This is a genomic window from Vibrio sp. 2033 (assembly GCF_033339735.1).
Genome location: NZ_JAWOVC010000269.1, coordinates 1 through 769 on the forward strand (window position 1 = coordinate 1; position 769 = coordinate 769).

The 769-nt window shown below is 45.9% G+C and carries 1 protein-coding gene; it reads right to left on the reverse strand.

Going from position 1 to position 769, the window contains the following annotated elements; genetic code table 11:
• The coding region (locus R7P74_RS26010; RefSeq protein WP_318123539.1) for a GNAT family N-acetyltransferase at nucleotides 1-769 on the reverse strand (769 nt) is incomplete at both ends.

The window sequence follows — 769 nt, forward strand, 5'->3', positions numbered from 1 at the left end:
CATCACTCGTGAAGTAATAAGCCTGCCTACCTTTACCAAACCAAGTTGATTGATGATGGTGATTGGCGTCAAATGCCCTTTAGGACGACGTTGACCAAGTTGAACGGCTTCAATTAACTCGTCATCAAGACCGCCCTCCTCAACCGTGAGAATGACTCCGATGATATTTTGTTTATCCATCGCGAGATAAACGGAGCTGTTGTCATCTCGCAGTAAATGGAGCAAATCATTCGGTGAGGTTTGATAATGAGCATTAACCAGTAAAGCAAAGCATTCGCGTAGTAAGTTGGGTTGGTGAACCAGTGCTTGCTTGTCCACTTTGTTCAACGATACGTTCGCCATGCCTTCAATGGATTGCGGCGATAATTCCGCGTTCAAGATAAAAGCGTCATACAACCACGTTTCTAACTTATCATCTACGCTCCAACGAATTGGCTGCTGCATGTGATACGTCTTCATGCCAGGTCGTTGTTGTTGCAACCATTCAATGAACTTCAACGTGAAGCCACGTCCGCAGCCTTCATAGCCATGAATCGTGCTAGAAAAGACCAAACGATGATAATGCTCGGTGATTTGTTTGAGCATCGGGACGGGAATCGCAGCCGCTTCATCAACTAGCAACAAATCACACTCAGGCAGCGAAGACAACAATTCGTCAGGCGCAATAAACTGAATATACCCATAGCCGACTTCCAAACGGTCTTTCTTCATCTGTTTGGCAGATGTAAGTAAACGGTGCGCGTGCTGATAGACTGGCTCAACAGCGTTA